Here is a 14416-nt window from a genome sequence, read left to right on the forward strand (position 1 = left end):
GGGAGGGGTGACGCAGTGACTCGCGAGCGGGTCAGGTGGTCGGGATCAGGTGCAGGTGGCGGGCCGCGGAGGCCAACGCGGAGTGCCACGAGCCCCGCGCCATGCGCACACCGGGTTGCTCCAGCCAGCGCAGGACGGCCTCGGTCTCCTCGGCTCCGGCGGCTGGGAGCGGCCCATGGCCCGGGACGACCGACTCGCAGGTGGCCAGCAGGGCGTCGACCCACGGGCCGGGCACGGTGCCGTGTGGCATGACCCCGGACCCGCAGAGCCTGCCGTGCCGGATGACGTGCACCTCCCACCCACCGGACTGCGGTGCGGCCGCGACGATCTCGGGCTGCTCGGTGAGCTGGCGCAGGCGCTGAGTGCGGTGCACGCCCCTCAGGAGGGCCGCCAGGCGGTCGCGCCAGCGCGCTGCGTCCTCGTAGCGCTCACGGACCGACAGCTCACGCAGGTGCGACCTGATGGCCGCCACGACCCGATCCGGATCGGCCGTCATGGCTCTTCGGACCTGGTGCACCTCCTCGGTGTACCGCTCGGAGCTGACGGAGCCGTCGCACGGGGAGAGGCAGGAACCGATCTCGGCCAGCACGCAGGCCGACCCCTTGGGGACCCGCGGCAGCCGGCCGGTGCACTGTCGGACGTCGAAGACGTCATGCAGACAGGCCAAGGCGTCCTCGGCCAGTCGGCGTCTCCGGAACGGGCCGATGTAGTCGGCATCGTCGTCGAGGACCTTCGTGACGATGGAGACGCGCGGCCATGGCTCACGCGTCAGCTTGAGCCACGACACACGGTCAGGGAACTTCGAGCGCCGGTTGTACGGCGGCCGGTGTGCCGCGATCAGGCGCAGCTCGCGGACCTCGGCCTCCAGGGCGGTGGCGCACACCACGGACTCGATGCGCTCGGCCAGCATGACCATCTCGCCCATGCGGGAGCGGGTCTCCGCTGCTGTGAAGTAGCTGCGGACCCGTCGACGCAGGTCCCGCGAGGTGCCGACGTACAGGACCTCGTCGCGACGGTCCCGGAACAGGTAGACGCCGGGTGCGCTGGGCACCGCATCGGCGAGGTGCCGCTTGCGACGCTGCTGTGGCGTGACCCGGGAGGTGAAGGTGGAGACCTCCTCGAGAGAGTGGATGCCCAAGGAGCCCAGCCGTTCGAACAGGCCGTGCAGGACGTGCACGGTGGCGCGCGCGTCCTCCAGCGCCCGATGGTTGGGCGTGGTGGGTGAGCCGAAGTGCGCCGCGAGGGTGCCCAGCTTGACGTTGCGCACCTCGTCCCGGAGCAGGACCCGGCGGGCGAGGACCGCGGTGTCGAGAACCTCCAAGCGCGGCCACGGCAGCTCGAGGTCGCGTGCCGCATGCTTGAGGAACCCGGTGTCGAACGGGGCGTTGTGCGCCACCAGGACGGTCCCGGTGGCGAACTCCAGGAAGCTCGGCAGCACCTCGGCGATGCGCGGCGCCTGCACGACCATGGCGTCGGTGATGCCGGTGAGGACCGTGATGAACCCCGGGATCGCCTCGTCGGGGTTGACCAGCGTCTGGAACTCACCGAGAACCTGCCCGCCCCGGACCTTGACCGCCCCGATCTCCGTGATCTTGCTGCCGTGGGCTGCCGATGCGCCGGTGGTCTCAAGGTCGACGACGCAGAACGTGACGTCCGACAGGGGCCGACCGAGGTCGTCGAAGGTGGGTTGGACGGTGGACACGCAGCAGACGCTAGGTGGCGCCTCTGACATGTCCGGATGGTCCGGTCGTGCGCAGTCCGGCGGCCGGCGTGCGCACGGGTGGACAAGCCGGATGGGCCGTGAACTTGTAGCGTACGAGGCGTCTGACGTCGAGAGAGGTGAGCTTCGTGGCAGCGGTCAGTCGCGAGTCCTGGGGAGGCCGGACCGCCTTCATCGTGGCGGCCGTGAGCTCGGCCGTGGGGCTGGGCAACATCTGGCGGTTCCCCGGAGTGGCGTACGAGAACGGGGGAGGAGCCTTCCTCCTGCCCTACCTTCTGGCGTTCATCACGGCCGGCGTGCCGATCCTGTACCTGGACTACGCCGTCGGACATCGGCATCGCGCGGCGCCGCCGCTGGCGTTCAAGAGGCTCGACAAGCGGCTCGAGCCGCTGGGCTGGTGGCAGGTGGCGGTCTGCTACGTCATCGCGATCTACTACGCGGTCGTGGTCGCCTGGGCGCTCGCCTTCACGGTCCTCGCCGTGACCCAGGCGTGGGGGGACGACGCAGCCGGCTACTTCTTCGGCGACTTCCTGCAGGCCGAGGACGCCGGGTTCTCCTTCTCCCTGGTCGGCGCCGTGCTGTGGCCGTTGCTGCTCGTGTGGGTGGTCACCATCGCTGTCATGTGCCTGGGCATCCGTCGCGGCCTGGAGAACGTCAACCGCATCACGCTGCCGCTGCTGGTGCTGCTGTTCGGCGCGATCGTGGGGTACTCACTGACCCTCGACGGCGCCGTCGACGGTCTGGAGGCTTTCTTCACCCCGAGCTGGTCGGCGCTCGGTGACCCGACGGTCTGGATCGCCGCCTACGGCCACATCTTCTTCTCGTTCTCGATCGCCTTCGGCATCATGCTGACGTACTCCTCGTACTCCAAGCGCAGGGCCGACCTGACCGGGTCGGGGACGGTCGTCGCGTTCGGCAACTGCAGCTTCGAGATCCTCGCCGGCATCGGGGTGTTCGCGACGCTTGGCTTCCTGGCCGTCCAGCAGTCCACCACGATCGACGGGTTGGAGGAGATCAGCGGGGTCGGCCTGGCGTTCGTGACGTTCCCGACGCTGCTGTCGCAGATGCCCGGAGGCACCGTCATCGGCGTGCTGTTCTTCCTCAGCCTCGTGTGCGCGGGCTTCACGTCGTTGCTGTCGATCCTGCAGGTGATCTCCTCGGCCGTGCAGGACAAGACCGGCTGGAGTCCCGCGAAGGCAGGAGCCATCGTGGGCGTCGCGGCGGCGGTTCCCTCGATCGGGTTGTTCGCGACCACGACCGGGATCAATGCCCTCGACGTGATGGACGCGTTCATCAACAACATCGGTGTCGTGACGTCGGCCGTGCTCACGCTGGTGCTCATCTGCTGGGTCGTGCGTGCCACGCCCCGGCTCGCCGAGCACCTCAACGCTGGCGGCTCGGTGCGGGTGGGCGCCCTGTGGCAGACGATGGTCACCTTCGTCACCCCGTTCCTTCTGGGAGCGGTCCTGGTGACCGGCGCCTGGTCGTACGTCAGCGACGGCTACGGCGAGTACCCGCGGTGGTACCTGCTCGTCGTCGGCTGGGGGGTCATCGGTCTGGTCGCCGTCTTCGCCCTCGCCATGAGCTTTCGGCGCTACCACCGCGCGGACGCCGAGACCTTCGTGCCGGAGGACGCCGAGGTCCTCGCCGAGGAGGTCGCACGTGCCCGGGGGCGGGCCGGCGACGACCAGGGAAGGAGCGGGGCATGAGCGCGAGCGCGATCGTCGTGATGATCCTGGCCATCAGCGTGTTCTGGGGCGGTCTGGCCTGGAGCATCGCCCGGCTGAGGAACCATCCCGAGCTCGACGACTGAACCAGTGCGACCCGTCCGGGCGACGGCTCGGTGGGACGGTCGGGACCGCGTTCTGTCGGGGGTGGGGCCTAGCGTCACACACATGAGCACAGATCCCGTCCGCATCGACTGCGACTCCTGCCTCGTGCGCAGCCCCAGTGCCTGCGGCGACTGCGTCGTCACCGTCCTGCTGGGAGCACCGCCGGAGGGTGTCTGCCTGGACCAGGAGGAGCTCGACGCCATCGATGAGCTGGCCCGCGGAGGGCTGGTCCCGCCGCTGCGTCTGGTCACCGCGGTGAGCTCGCCACAGGTCGAGGCTGGGTGAGGTCTCGACGTGAGTCATGTCACATCGAGGGTCGTCCGTGTGGCGCAGGTTGATGCGCCCATCGACGCCCCCTAGACTCTTCCATCGTGTACCCGGGGTATGCCGCCCACCTGGACGGCATCGGGTGCGCCGCCGAATCGGTGCGGATGTGGGGAAGACAATCGCACCGGACCGGGGAACCAACCGAAGTCCTGGGGTGAATCGCCGGCATCGCACGATGTCGACGTAGGGCAGACCTTGGCCCGAACCCGTCAGCTCACCCGGTAGGCGACGAGGAACCTGAGGAGAGTGCGTGCCCCGTCACGACACCACCAAGCGAGCCAGCGGCCTGATCGCCGCCACCGCAGCAGCAGTCCTGACCACCGGCCTCATCACCAGCTCGGCCACGGCCGACCCTGAGGTGACCCCTGAGGACGTCCGGTCCGCCCTGCATGACCTGTCGGCGATGAACGAGAAGGTCAACGCCATCTCCGGCGACGTCGAGGAGACCAAGAAGAAGCTCGCCGACCTCGCCGCGGACATCGACAAGCAGCAGGCGAGGTACGACGAGCAGGCCGAGGTTCTCGGCCGCTCGGTCGTGCAGCAGCAGATGGACGCCCCACTGGGTGCCACCGTCAACGTGCTCGGCAGCGAGGACCCCGAGGCCCTCCTGGAGGGTCTGAACGCCAAGATGGCGCTCGACACCACGCGGGCCCACGAGCTCGAGAGCTTCGTGGAGACCGCGAGTGTCCTGAAGAACCGAAAGAAGGCCGTCGACGAGCGCGACGCCGAGCTGGCAGCCAGCCTCAAGTCGCTGAAGAAGAAGCAGGCCGAGCTCAAGAAGCGCCACGACGAGGTCGAGGCGCAGCTGGAGCGGCTCAACGCCGAGGAGCGGGCCCAGGCCACCGGCACCGATGAGTCCGAGCAGATCGAGCCGCTCGACCTCAAGGCCAGTGGCAAGGCCGGCAAGGCCGTGGAGTTCGCCCGCGCCCAGGTGGGCGACGCCTACACCTACGGCGGCACCGGCCCGAACGCCTGGGACTGCTCAGGTCTCACGCAGGGTGCCTGGGGCGCCGCCGGCGTGTCCATCCCGCGTGTCGCCGGCGACCAGTACGCCGCCGGTCGTGACGTGCCGCTCGGCTCGGTGCAGCCCGGCGACCTGGTCTTCTACGCCGACATGTCGCACGTCGGCATCTACATCGGCAACGGTCAGGTCGTCCACGCGGCCAACCCGAGCACCGGGACCACGGTCACCAGCCTGAGTGAGCGGTTCGCCAAGGCGGCCCGCGTCGGCTAGTCAGGTCACTGGTTCGGCGCGCAGGCGCCCGCCCCCGAACGTCGTCGCAGGGTTCATCCTGCTGGCGATCGTCGGGGGCGTCCTGCTGTGGCAGCGCCCCTGGGTCGACGACGCGGCCGAGGCCTCCCGGCTCCCGGAGGACGCCAGCGCCCAGCTGGACGACGTCCTGCGCGCGATGTCGCAGGCCGATGACCGCGAGAGCTTCGTGGCTGCCGTCGACGCCGACCAAGCCTCTCGCACCTTCGCAGAGGATGCCTGGGACTCCCGGGAGGCCCTGGGGGTCACCAGCGCCTCGCTCAGGCTCGTCGACGGGGGGAGCGTCGCCGACCGTGACGACGGCACTGCGGCCGCCCGGGTGCGCGTCTCCTGGTCGGTCGACGACGACTCGGTCCTGGCCGGTACCGAGGTGAGCGACGTCGACGTCCTGGTGCGAGTGGCCGGCACACCCGACGGCCAGGTCTCGCTGCGCTCCAGCGAGACCGGCGGCGAGCCCGTCCCGCTGTGGCTCGCCGGCCGCGCCGAGGTGGACCGGGCCGACGATGCCCACGTGGTGCGGCTCGACGGTGGCGCTCGCGACCTCCCGTCCGGCGAGCTCGCCGAACAGGCCGCACGGACGGTCCGTGCCACGCTGTCCACCGGCGACGACGTGCTGACACTGGTCTCCCCGGCGACCGCTGAGGTCGCCGCCGCCGTGCTGGGGCGACCCCTCGACGGGCTGGATCGCGTCGCTGCCGTGACGACCACCGTCGACGGCTCGCGGGAGACGCCGCGGCTCGTCGTGCTCAACCCCGATGAGTTCGAGACCATGGACCGCCGGGCCGCACAGGTCGTCATCACGCACGAGGCGGTCCACCAGCTGACCGGCATCGTCGGCACGGGAGTGGAGACCTGGGTCGCGGAGGGCTTCGCCGACTGGGTGGCCCTGCGCGAGGACGACGCGCCGCTGGCGCTCAGCGCCGGCCAGGTGCTGCGCCGGGTCGAGCAGGACGGCCCGCCCGAGCGCCTGCCCACCCAGGCGGACTTCGAGTCCGCCGAGCACGGCATCGGCGCCGTCTACGAGTCGGCGTGGATGGTCTTTCGGATGCTCGATGACGACGGCGTGCCCGAGCAGGACATCGTGGACTTCTACCGCGCCGTGCTCGACGGCGACGAGGTGGACGAGGCGGCCCGGCGCACGCTCGGTCGTTCCGTGGAGCAGGTCACCCGGCAGTGGCAGGACTACCTGACGAAGAGCGCCTCGACCGTGTCGTGAAAGTCACGCAGCACGGCGTGACGCTTCACCTTGAACGACGGCGTGAGGTAGCCGTTGTCCTCGGTCCAGTCCTCATCGAGGATGACGAACCTGCGGATGGACTCCGCTTGCGAGACCTGCGTGTTCGCCTCGTCGACGGCCTTCTGCACCTCGGCCTCGAGCGCCGGGTCGTCGATGGATCCCTCCCACGCCTCGGTGTCGATCGTCACCATGGCTGCGACGAAGGGCTTGCCGTCACCGACGACGAGGCACTGGCTCACGTACGGGTGGGCCCGCACCCGGTCCTCGAGCACAGCGGGCGCGACGTTCTTGCCCCCGGCGGTGACGAGGATCTCCTTCTTGCGTCCCGTGATGCGCACGAAGCCGTCGTCGTCGACGTCGCCGAGGTCCCCGGTGGAGAACCAGCCGTCGGCATCGAGGACGTCGGCGGTGGCGGCCTCGTGCTGCCAGTAGCCGGAGAAGACCTGTGGCCCCCGGAACTGCAGCTCTCCGTCGCCGGCGACCCGCACCTTGGTGCCGGGGAAGGGACGTCCCACGGTGCCGATGCGCTGCTGGTCGGGCGTGTTGACGCACAGCGCGGCCGTGGTCTCCGTCAGGCCGTAGCCCTCCAGGACGGTGACGCCGATACCGCGGTAGAAGTGCGCGAGACGCTCGCCCAGGGGGGCTCCGCCGGAGATGGCCCACTGCGCCTGACCGCCGAGGGCCTCGCGCAGCTTGCCGTAGACCAGCTTGTCGAACACCGCGTGCCGGGCACGCAGGGCCAGGCCGGGGCCGCCGGTGTCCTGGGCCTTGCTGTGCGAGATCGCCGTCTTGACCGCCCGGTCGAAGATGCGGCCCTTGCCGTCGGCGTAGGCCTTGGCGCTGGCACTGTTGAAGACCTTCTCGAAGACCCGGGGCACGCCGAGGACGAACGTCGGCTGGAACTCCCCGAGGTGCTCCACGAGGTCCTTGACGTCCGCGGTGTGACCGAGCCGGGCGCCCGAGCGGATCGCCCCCACCTGGATGATCCGCGCGAAGACGTGGGCCAGGGGCAGGAAGAGCAACGTCGAGGCGTTCTCCTGACCGAAGAGCTCCGGCAGCTGCTGCAGGGCGCCCGCGAGCTCGCCACGGAAGTTCCCGTGGGTCAAGCAGCAGCCCTTGGGACGGCCGGTCGTGCCGGAGGTGTAGATCACCGTGGCGAGGGTCGCGGAGCCGATCGTCAGACGGGCGCGTTCCAGGTCGTCGTCGCTGACCGACGTCCCCGACTCGGCGAGGACCTCCAGCGCAGGTCGGTGCACGTCGGTGGCCTCGATGGTCCAGACCTCTCGCAGGCCCGGGGCCTCACGCCGCGCCGTCCCCAGACGCTCCAGGTGCTCACCGGTCTCGACGATCGCGGCGACCGCTCCGGAATCGGCGAGGATCCAGGCGATCTGGTCCGCCGACGACGTCTCGTAGATCGGCACCGTCGCGGCGCCGACCCACCAGATCGCGTAGTCGAGGACGGTCCACTCATAGCGGGTCTTGGACAGCAGGACGACCCGGTCACCGGGGGCGACGCCGGCGGCGATCAGGCCCTTGGCGGCCTGCCTGACCTGCTCGTGCAGCTCGCCCACCGTGACGTCGTCCCAGCCGTTCGGGCCGCGCCGAGCCAGGGCGACCGCGTCCGGGGAGGACTCCACCTGGTCCAGGATGTCGAGGGTCAGGTTGCCGAGCTCTTGGCCGCCCAGTGCGGCGTCGTCTGTGGTCAGCACGTACGGCAGGCTACCTTCTGCCCAGGAGAGCTCCGTCAGCCCTGGTGCCTGACGAAATGCGCCTCTGGTGGCGTCCGTCGCCGCGCTCACTCACGCGAGGTGACCACGTGAACCTGCAGGACCCACTGGAGGGGACCTGGTCGCCACGTCCCGTCTCGCTGCACCACGCAGCGACGAGCGACGTCGGCGTCGTCACGACCCGCAGCACTCCTGTCACCGCCGACGGGGAGGCGCCCACTACGATGAGGGCGTTCACCACAGGATCCGAGGAGGGTTGATGGCGCGGACCGCCAGCGACATCGTCATCGACGCCGACCCCACACGGATCATGGACGTCATCGCCGACTTCGAGGCCTACCCGACCTGGGCCACTGGCGTGCGGCGTGTCGAGATCGTCGATGCCGGCGACGACCGGGCCGACCGGGTGCACTTCGTGCTGGACGCCGCACCCATCCGAGACGAGTACGACCTCGCCTACACGTGGGACGGCGACCGCTCGGTGTCCTGGAGCCTGGTGGAGAAGGGCACGATGCTCACCTCGATGGACGGCACCTACGAGCTAGAGCCCACGACCTCGGGCACCAAGGTCACCTATCAGCTGTCCGTCGACGTGGCCGTGCCACTGCTCGGCATGCTCAAGCGCAAGGCCGAGAAGGTCATCATCGACACCGCGTTGACGGGACTCAAACGACGGGTCGAGCGTGACGGCTGACCGCCCACCGTCGTCAGCGGCCCCGGAGGACGTCGACGAAGGATCCGAACCACCCACCGGGAGCCTCGGGGAGGAGCTCGCCCTGCTGCTGCAGGTGCTCGCCGAGCAATCCACCGTGAAGCACCCGCTCGTGCAGGTGGTCCGCGACCGACCGCAGCTCATCGAGCACGCCGCCGACACCCTCGTCTCCTGGGTCCGAGGCGCGCAGGAGACCGTCACCGAGGCCAGCAGGGGCCGCACGTGAGCGCGGACCTCGGTGTCGGCATCGACATCGGCGGCACCAAGATCGCCGGCGGCCTCGTCACCAGCGAAGGACGGCTGGTCGAATCGCGGTCCGTGCCCACACCGCAGGACGCCCGCAAGATCGCGACAGCCGTCGCCGGACTCGTGGACGGGCTCTGTGCCGGGCACTCCCGCGAGGGAACGATCGGTGGCATCGGCGTCGGTGCCGCCGGCTTCGTGAGTGCGGACCGCTCCACCGTCACCTTCGCGCCCAACATCGACTGGCGCGACGAGCCTCTCGGACGTGACATCGCCGAGCTCACCGGCCGCGCGGTCGTCGTGGAGAACGATGCCAACGCCGCCGCCTGGGGCGAGTTCCGCTTCGGCGCCGGATCGGACACCGACGACCTGCTGCTCGTCACCGTCGGGACCGGTGTCGGAGGTGGAGTCGTGCACCGAGGCGCCCTCCTGCGCGGCGGCTTCGGGGCGGCAGGCGAGATCGGTCACCTGAGGCTCGTACGCCAAGGGCGCCTGTGCGGGTGCGGGCAGCACGGCTGCTTCGAGCAGTACGCCAGCGGCAGTGCGTTGGAGGCGGACGCCCGCACCGCGGTAGCGCAGGGGGACACGGCGGCGCGGCCCCTGCTGGAGCGCGCCGGGGGAGCCGTCGGCATCACCGGCCCGATGGTCACCGAGCTCGCCCAGGGTGGCGACCCGCTGGCCACCGAGCTGCTCGCGCGGCTCGGACGTTGGCTCGGCGAGGGCTGCGCCGACCTCGCCACCGTGCTCGACCCCAGCGTCATCGCGATCGGCGGCGGGGTGGGTGCCGCCGGGGACCTGCTGATGGAACCCGTGCGCGCCTCCTTCCTGGAGCACCTGCCTGCCAGCACGCATCGAGGGATCGCCGACATCCGGCTCGCCACCCTCGGACAGGGCGCCGGGCTCGTCGGGGCCGCCGACCTCGGCAGGATCGCCACCACGGCAGGGACCCGGGCCGCCCCGGTGGATCGCTGATGGCCGAGAAGAGTCAGAAGAACAGGTTCCTGCCCGAGCGCCTGGCGATCGGCATCGACATCGGGGGGACCAAGATCGCCGCCGGCGTCGTGGACGAGGACGGCTACGTCCTCGCGCGGACCCGCCGCATGACCCCCACGACCGAGCCCACGGCCGTCCTCGAGGCGATCGTCGAGGTCACCGAGACCCTGCGCGCCGAGCACCACGTGACCTCCATCGGCATCGGAGCCGCAGGCTTCGTCGACGCGACGCAGTCCACTGTGGTCTTCGCGCCCCACCTGGCCTGGCGCAACGAGCCTCTGCGCGACCGTGTCTCACGGCGTACCAAGCTGCCCGTGCTCGTCGACAACGACGCGAACGCCAGCGGGTGGGCGGAGTGGCGCTTCGGTGCCGCGCAGAACGAGCCCGACCTCGTGCTCATCACCCTCGGCACGGGCATCGGCGGAGCACTCGTCATCGACGGCCAGCCCTACCGAGGACGCTTCGGCATCGCTGGCGAGTTCGGACACATGCGTGTCGTGCCCGACGGTCACGACTGTGAGTGCGGGAACCAGGGGTGCTGGGAGCAGTACGCCAGCGGTCGGGTGCTCACCCGGGCCGCCGAGTCCGAGGTCGCCTCCGGCACCGGGCTGGGACGCCGGCTCGTCGAGCTGGCCGGGGGAGCAGAGCTGGTGGAGGGGCGGCACCTGACCGAGCTCGCCGAGGGCGGCGACCAACAGTGCCAGGAGCAGATCGCCGAGGTCGGCCGTTGGCTGGGCATCGGCATGGCCGACCTCGCCGCCGCGCTCGACCCGGGACTCTTCGTCATCGGCGGTGGCGCCAGCGACGCCCGCGAGCTCCTGCTCGCACCCGCACGGGAGAGCTTCGAGGCTCAGCTGACGGGCCGGGGCTTTCGTCCGGCCGCCCGCATCGTCGGCGCCCACCTGGGGCCGGAGGCCGGCCTCGTGGGAGCTGCCGACATGGCACGCATCACAGCACGGCGCCGTCGTCCGGCCAGTCCGGGTGGGAGGGTCCGCGTTCGGGGAGCTGGGAGATCAGGTAGATCGCCCCGGCGACGAAGATGAGCCCCGCGGTCAGCAGCAACGGACCGGACAGCCACACCCCGAACAGCGTGCACAACGCCAGCACCACGGGTGTCCCCAGAACCCCGCCCCAGGCGAGCGCGCGGCCCTTGTGCGGCGGGCGCACGGGACCCTGCGGGACCTGACGGTAGAACTGCTCGTCCACCGGGTCCGACTCGTCGTCGACATCCAGCTCCGGCGGTAGCCGCAGCGAGTCCTCCGGTTCAGGTTCGGGCACCGGCTCGGTGTCCTGCCCCGGTGAGTCGATGAGGCCCGGGTCGTCCCAGTCGAGATCCAGCTGGCTCACGATGTCGTCGAACACGGCGTCCTCGGACCGGGGCTCCTCGGAATGGGCGTCCTCGGAGTACGGATCGTCGGAGTGCGGGTCGCGCTCAGCCATGGCCGGCCCCGGCGTGCTCGGCGATGAACGCCGCGGACCGCTCCATGATCAGCTCGGCATCATGGTCCAGCGTCGCGACGTGATAGCTGTCATGCAGGTCGACGTACTCCGTCACCCGTGAGCCGACGTGAGCCCGCACCAGGTCCAACGTCTGGGCGTCGACCACATGATCCTGGGGGGAACGCAGGAAGAGCAGGGGAGCGGTGACATCACCCAGCCGCGGGACCACGTCGTCCCAGAGCTGCATCATCGAGTGCAAGGCCTTCAACGGCGTCCGCGGATACGCCTTCTCGTCCTGCCCCGGCTTGGCGATGTCGTTGCCGATCGCAGGGGTCGACGCGACGATCCACTTCAGGAACGGGACCAGCCTGAGCTTGGGATCACCCATCGCGAGGGCCGGGTTGACCACCACCACGGCATCGACGCTCTCAGGATGCAACGCCGCCAGGCGCAGCGCGAGCGCCCCGCCCATGGACAAACCACCGACCGCGACGGTCTCACAACGGTCCCGCAGCTGCAGGAACTCCCGCTCCAGCGCGCCGTACCAGTCGACCCAGCGTGTCGTGTTCATCTCCCGCCACGTGGTGCCGTGGCCCGGCAGCCGGGGGACACGCACCGTGTGACCGCGCTCGGCGAGCGCTCGAGCCCACGGCACCATCGACGCCGGGGACCCCGTGAACCCGTGACTCAGCAGCACACCCACAGAGCCGCCGTCGGCGACGTAGGGCTCTGCACCCGGGACGATCGGTGCGGTGGCGCTCATGGATCCATCCTCCCTCATGCTCTGACTCCACAACAGCAGAGCGCACCTCCGTGTTCCCTGTGCTTGTTTCCCGCCCATCCCCCAAGCACTACGCTGCGCTCCGTGCAGGGAGGTGCCCCCAGCCCGGGACCCCCGCCGGGGGCCTGATCGATCTTCGGTCGGGTGGTGTGGCCGGTGGTGGTGAGTCCGGGGTCGGGGGTGCCCCCAGCCCGGCGGCTCGTGGTGTCCTGTGTCGCCCACCGCACGGCACCTCCGCCGGGTAGAGTCCGGGTGACGCGGAGGAGGCGGCGAGTGTTCTATTGGTTCCTGAAGTTCCTGGCGCTGGGGCCGTTGCTTCGACTGATCTTTCGGCCATGGGCAGAAGGAACCCACCACGTCCCGACCAGCGGACCGGCGATCCTGGCCAGCAACCACCTCTCCTACAGCGACTGGCTGTTCATGCCGCTGGTCATCCCGCGTCGAGTCACCTTCGTGGCCAAGGCTGAGTACTTCGAGACCCCCGGAATCAAGGGCTGGTTCCAGAAGAAGTTCTTCTCCGGATCGGGGCAGGTTCCCATCGACCGGACCAGCGGCAGCGCCGCAGCCGGCGCCATCTCGACCCAGCTCCGGCTGCTCTCCGAAGGAGAGATCTGCGGCATCTACCCCGAAGGCACCCGTTCGCACGACGGGCGCCTCTACCGCGGCCGCACGGGCGTCGCACGGCTGGCGCTGGAGGCCAAGGTCCCGGTCATCCCCGTCGCCGTCATCAACACCGACGTCGTCGCGCCCCCCGGCAAGGTCTTCGGCAAGATGGCGCGCCCCGGCGTCCGCTTCGGCGAACCCCTCGACTTCAGCCGTTACGACGGCATGGCCGACGACCGCTTCATCCTGCGGGCGATCACCGACGAGATCATGTACGAGGTCATGCGGCTCTCCGGCCAGGAGTACGAGGACCTCTACGCCCAGGACGCCAAGAAGCGCGACAAGGACCGCGAGCGCGAGGACGAGGCGGCCAGCGCCCGGGCGGAGTCCGACGAGATCTGGGACGAGATCAAGCCGGACTGAACCAGCCGGGTTCCAGACGACGATGACCTGTGAGGTGCGGCACAGTGGGAGCCATGAAGATCGGGATGCTGACCGGAGGCGGCGACTGCCCCGGGCTCAACGCCGTCATCCGAGCGGCCGTGCGCAAAGGGACCCAGGAGTTCGCAGACGACTTCATCGGCTTCCGCGACGGCTGGAGGGGGCCGCTGGAGGACGAGACCATGCGCCTGGACATCGAGGCCGTGCGAGGGATCCTGCCGCGCGGAGGCACCATCCTCGGGTCCTCCCGCACCAACCCGTTCGCCGAGGAGGGCGGGGTGGAACGGATCGGTGAGAACCTCGCGGCCCACGGCTGCGACGCCCTCATCGCCATCGGAGGCGAAGACACCCTGGGCGTGGCCAGCCGGCTCGCCGACCTCGGCGTCAAGGTCGTCGGGGTGCCCAAGACCATCGACAACGACCTGTCCGGCACGGACTTCACCTTCGGGTTCGACACCGCGGTCAACGTCGCCACCGAGGCCATCGATCGGCTGCACACGACCGCGGAGTCCCACCACCGGGTACTCGTCGTGGAGGTCATGGGTCGCCACGCCGGCTGGATAGCGCTGCACTCCGGACTGGCCGGAGGCGCCAACATCATCCTCATACCGGAGCGCCCCTTCGACATCGAGAAGGTCTGCGCCCAGGTGGAGAGCCGCTTCGCCACCCGGTTCTCGCCGATCGTCGTGGTCTCGGAAGGGGCCGTGCCGCAGGACGGCGGTTCCATGACACTGGTCAGCGGCGAGAAGGACGCCTTCGGGCACGTGCGCCTCGGCGGCATCGGTGATCGGCTCGCCGCCGAGATCGAGGAACGCACCGGCAAGGAGGCGCGCGCCGTGGTTCTCGGCCACGTGCAACGCGGCGGATCACCGTCGGCCTTCGACCGCTGGCTCGCCACCCGCTTCGGGCTGCACGCCATCCAGGCCGTGCACGACGGCGACTTCGCGACGATGACGGCCTTGCGTGGGACCGACATCGTGCGGGTGCCGCTGCAGGAGGGCACCAAGGAGCTCAAGGTCGTGCGGCCAGAGCTGTACGACGAGGCCGAGGTGCTGTTCGGCTGACCGGCACCGAGCCGCCCGACGTCGGT

Annotated in this window: 16 protein-coding genes and 1 riboswitch; of the genes, 12 read left to right on the top strand and 4 right to left on the bottom strand. The window is 70.2% G+C overall.

The window, feature by feature from the left end:
* Positions 1-31: 31 nt before the first annotated feature.
* Positions 32-1702, bottom strand: coding sequence for a DEDD exonuclease domain-containing protein (locus ACEVFP_RS07595; protein ID WP_375003072.1), 1671 nt, complete (start codon positions 1700-1702; stop codon positions 32-34).
* A 146-nt stretch (positions 1703-1848) separates the two neighbouring features.
* Between ACEVFP_RS07595 and ACEVFP_RS07600 the strand changes: the two genes are divergently transcribed.
* The 5 genes from ACEVFP_RS07600 (at position 1849) to ACEVFP_RS07620 (ending at position 6365) form a co-directional block, all read left to right on the top strand.
* Complete coding sequence (locus ACEVFP_RS07600) at positions 1849-3429, top strand: sodium-dependent transporter (protein ID WP_375003073.1); 1581 nt, start codon at positions 1849-1851, stop codon at positions 3427-3429.
* Positions 3426-3533 carry a methionine/alanine import family NSS transporter small subunit gene (locus ACEVFP_RS07605; RefSeq protein ID WP_375003074.1) on the top strand — a complete coding sequence of 36 codons (108 nt, stop codon included), beginning with the start codon at positions 3426-3428 and terminating at the stop codon, positions 3531-3533. Before ACEVFP_RS07600 ends, ACEVFP_RS07605 begins: the two co-directional genes overlap by 4 nt.
* An 82-nt stretch (positions 3534-3615) precedes the next feature.
* Entirely contained in the window at positions 3616-3837 is a 222-nt protein-coding gene (locus ACEVFP_RS07610; protein WP_375003075.1) for a hypothetical protein, read from the top strand.
* A gap of 120 nt (positions 3838-3957) precedes the next feature.
* Positions 3958-4122: riboswitch (cyclic di-AMP (ydaO/yuaA leader) on the top strand.
* Between the two features lie 7 nt (positions 4123-4129).
* The gene (locus ACEVFP_RS07615) at positions 4130-5113 is read left to right on the top strand and encodes an NlpC/P60 family protein (protein ID WP_375003076.1); all 984 of its coding nucleotides are present in this window, start codon (positions 4130-4132) and stop codon (positions 5111-5113) included.
* On the top strand, positions 5079-6365 hold the full coding sequence (locus tag ACEVFP_RS07620) for a hypothetical protein (RefSeq protein WP_375003078.1): 1287 nt from the start codon (positions 5079-5081) through the stop codon (positions 6363-6365). Before ACEVFP_RS07615 ends, ACEVFP_RS07620 begins: the two co-directional genes overlap by 35 nt.
* Here the strand turns inward: ACEVFP_RS07620 and ACEVFP_RS07625 are convergent.
* The gene (locus ACEVFP_RS07625; RefSeq protein WP_375003079.1) at positions 6332-8095 is read right to left on the bottom strand and encodes an AMP-dependent synthetase/ligase; all 1764 of its coding nucleotides are present in this window, start codon (positions 8093-8095) and stop codon (positions 6332-6334) included. The genes ACEVFP_RS07620 and ACEVFP_RS07625 overlap by 34 nt on opposite strands.
* A gap of 107 nt (positions 8096-8202) precedes the next feature.
* Here ACEVFP_RS07625 and ACEVFP_RS07630 point away from each other — a divergent pair, with 107 nt between their 5' ends.
* Genes ACEVFP_RS07630 through ACEVFP_RS07650 form a run of 5 tightly spaced genes read left to right on the top strand, consistent with a single transcriptional unit; the run spans position 8203 to position 11104 of the window.
* A complete protein-coding gene (locus ACEVFP_RS07630) occupies positions 8203-8373 on the top strand; it encodes a hypothetical protein (RefSeq protein WP_375003080.1) in 171 nt (56 codons plus the stop codon).
* A complete protein-coding gene (locus ACEVFP_RS07635) occupies positions 8373-8807 on the top strand; it encodes an SRPBCC family protein (protein WP_375003081.1) in 435 nt (144 codons plus the stop codon). The genes ACEVFP_RS07630 and ACEVFP_RS07635 overlap by 1 nt, the downstream gene beginning before the upstream one ends.
* On the top strand, positions 8797-9051 hold the full coding sequence (locus tag ACEVFP_RS07640; protein ID WP_375003082.1) for a hypothetical protein: 255 nt from the start codon (positions 8797-8799) through the stop codon (positions 9049-9051). The genes ACEVFP_RS07635 and ACEVFP_RS07640 overlap by 11 nt, the downstream gene beginning before the upstream one ends.
* Positions 9048-10040, top strand: a complete 993-nt coding sequence (locus ACEVFP_RS07645) for an ROK family glucokinase (protein ID WP_375003084.1) — start codon at positions 9048-9050, stop codon at positions 10038-10040. The genes ACEVFP_RS07640 and ACEVFP_RS07645 overlap by 4 nt, the downstream gene beginning before the upstream one ends.
* Entirely contained in the window at positions 10040-11104 is a 1065-nt protein-coding gene (locus ACEVFP_RS07650; protein ID WP_375003085.1) for an ROK family glucokinase, read from the top strand. The genes ACEVFP_RS07645 and ACEVFP_RS07650 overlap by 1 nt, the downstream gene beginning before the upstream one ends.
* On the opposite strand, the gene ACEVFP_RS07655 is transcribed toward ACEVFP_RS07650, so the two are convergent.
* Together ACEVFP_RS07655 and ACEVFP_RS07660 are read right to left on the bottom strand one after the other, a co-directional pair.
* Positions 11010-11501: a hypothetical protein gene (locus ACEVFP_RS07655; protein ID WP_375003087.1), complete on the bottom strand. Its 492-nt coding sequence runs from the start codon at positions 11499-11501 to the stop codon at positions 11010-11012. The two genes, ACEVFP_RS07650 and ACEVFP_RS07655, sit on opposite strands and share 95 nt — an antisense overlap.
* The gene (locus ACEVFP_RS07660) at positions 11494-12264 is read right to left on the bottom strand and encodes an alpha/beta hydrolase (RefSeq protein WP_375003089.1); all 771 of its coding nucleotides are present in this window, start codon (positions 12262-12264) and stop codon (positions 11494-11496) included. The genes ACEVFP_RS07655 and ACEVFP_RS07660 overlap by 8 nt, the downstream gene beginning before the upstream one ends.
* Before the next feature lie 291 nt (positions 12265-12555).
* Between ACEVFP_RS07660 and ACEVFP_RS07665 the strand changes: the two genes are divergently transcribed.
* Both ACEVFP_RS07665 and ACEVFP_RS07670 read left to right on the top strand, forming a co-directional pair.
* A complete protein-coding gene (locus ACEVFP_RS07665; protein ID WP_375003090.1) occupies positions 12556-13308 on the top strand; it encodes a lysophospholipid acyltransferase family protein in 753 nt (250 codons plus the stop codon).
* Between the two features lie 53 nt (positions 13309-13361).
* Positions 13362-14390 (top strand): 6-phosphofructokinase, encoded by a 1029-nt coding sequence (locus ACEVFP_RS07670; RefSeq protein ID WP_375003092.1) that lies wholly within the window; start codon positions 13362-13364, stop codon positions 14388-14390.
* The last annotated feature ends 26 nt before the right edge of the window (positions 14391-14416 follow it).

It is taken from the genome of Aeromicrobium sp. CTD01-1L150, assembly GCF_041951745.1.
In the GTDB taxonomy this organism is placed as follows: domain Bacteria; phylum Actinomycetota; class Actinomycetes; order Propionibacteriales; family Nocardioidaceae; genus Aeromicrobium.

Bases quoted from the DNA above. Each gene is read 5' to 3' on its own strand.
- ACEVFP_RS07605 (WP_375003074.1), top strand. From the start codon at position 3,426: ATGAGCGCGAGCGCGATCGTCGTGATGATCCTGGCCATCAGCGTGTTC.
- ACEVFP_RS07610 (WP_375003075.1), top strand. From the start codon at position 3,616: ATGAGCACAGATCCCGTCCGCATCGACTGCGACTCCTGCCTCGTGCGC.
- ACEVFP_RS07635 (WP_375003081.1), top strand. From the start codon at position 8,373: ATGGCGCGGACCGCCAGCGACATCGTCATCGACGCCGACCCCACACGG.
- ACEVFP_RS07650 (WP_375003085.1), top strand. From the start codon at position 10,040: ATGGCCGAGAAGAGTCAGAAGAACAGGTTCCTGCCCGAGCGCCTGGCG.
- ACEVFP_RS07655 (WP_375003087.1), bottom strand. From the start codon at position 11,501: ATGGCTGAGCGCGACCCGCACTCCGACGATCCGTACTCCGAGGACGCC.
- ACEVFP_RS07660 (WP_375003089.1), bottom strand. From the start codon at position 12,264: ATGAGCGCCACCGCACCGATCGTCCCGGGTGCAGAGCCCTACGTCGCC.
- ACEVFP_RS07670 (WP_375003092.1), top strand. From the start codon at position 13,362: ATGAAGATCGGGATGCTGACCGGAGGCGGCGACTGCCCCGGGCTCAAC.